Here is a 633-nt window from a genome sequence, read left to right as displayed (position 1 = left end):
CCCTGAAATGGTCGATGACCACCGCATGACACGGAGGCTTTACAGCCACGTTGAGAAGGAGGCCTTCAACCACCCTTACGCCTACGTCGCCGACACAACGGGGCTCGACGAGAAGACTATCCGCAACATCTTCCGGAAACGCGCCGAGTTACTCGCAGCCCGGCATCGCTTTGAGACGCCGCGCTGCCTAGGAATCGATGAGCTGTACTTGAACCGCCGCTATCGTTGCATCCTGACCAACCTAGAAGAGCGGACCTTGCTGGATTTGCTGCCTGGCCGCCAACAGGACGCGGTGACAAGGCGCCTCATGAACATGACCGAACGCCACAAGGTGGAAATCGTCAGCATGGATATGTGGAAGCCCTACCGACGAGCTGTCCAAGCGGTGTTGCCCGAGGCACGCATCGTTGTCGATAAGTTCCACGTCGTTCGCATGGCCAACGAGGCGCTGGATAAGGTCCGCAAGGGCCTCAGGAAGGAGCTGACAGCCAACCAGCGCCGAACTCTCAAGGGTGACCGGAAGATCCTGCTGAAGCGTGCTCACGACGTTTCAGATCGCGAGCGGCTCATCATGGAGACATGGACAGGGGCCTTCCCTCGGCTCCTTGCGGCCTACGAACACAAGGAGCGGTT

At 59.2% G+C, this 633-nt stretch carries 1 protein-coding gene; it reads left to right on the top strand.

Annotation, left to right across the window (positions count from 1 at the left end; all coding sequences use genetic code 11):
• On the top strand, nt 1-633 hold a 633-nt coding region (locus OP498_RS18515), incomplete at both ends, for a transposase (RefSeq protein WP_280554824.1).

It is taken from the genome of Halomonas sp. 25-S5, assembly GCF_029889845.1.
GTDB lineage: Bacteria > Pseudomonadota > Gammaproteobacteria > Pseudomonadales > Halomonadaceae > Halomonas.
This window is presented reverse-complemented; position numbering and strand designations above follow the sequence as displayed.